Below are 504 nucleotides of genomic sequence, written 5' to 3' on the forward strand. Positions count from 1 at the left end.
GCGTACATAAAGCGGAACTGCCACAAGGTGTAGAACATAGCGTCAAAGTAACCGACGAGAAGATCGAGATCGACCTCTTTGTCGACATATTTTTTTTTTTCAAGCAGAAGACGGCATACGAGATGCTCAGGAGTCTCGTGGGCTCGGCAGTGAGGCCAAAAAGATAGACAGGGAGCCTTGGCTCCCTGTCTTAAAGATTAAAGCCCGGCGAACGTAAAGGGCTTGGCCGTGACAAAGTCCGACAGCGCGTTACCTGAGTAGATGCTGTTGTTGTTGATGGTCAGCTTTTTCACTTCTTGTTGTTTATTGAAGTCGATGCCCTTCATATCGACCCAGAAGGTGTTGGGGGTTAAGGCGGTTTCAAAGTAATACACCCGATTTTTATGATCCGAGACCGAGCGCCAACGGGTCGAAGAGATATTCGGTTCAGTCTCGGAAGCTATACCGAAAGGCACAGAGGCGTTACGAATGACGCTGAAGGCGCCGGCAACCGCCACCCGGGTA

General features: G+C 50.2%; 1 protein-coding gene and 1 pseudogene. Both read right to left on the reverse strand.

Annotated elements, in window-relative coordinates; translation table 11 throughout:
* Nucleotides 1-89, reverse strand: a pseudogene (locus tag K5R16_RS22585) (TetR/AcrR family transcriptional regulator); the annotation flags it as partial.
* Nucleotides 90-197: 108 nt separating this feature from the next.
* On the reverse strand, nt 198-504 hold a 307-nt coding region (locus tag K5R16_RS22180), incomplete at its 5' end, for a linear amide C-N hydrolase (protein WP_220740582.1).

This window comes from Shewanella sp. c952, from assembly GCF_019654975.1.
GTDB lineage: Bacteria > Pseudomonadota > Gammaproteobacteria > Enterobacterales > Shewanellaceae > Shewanella.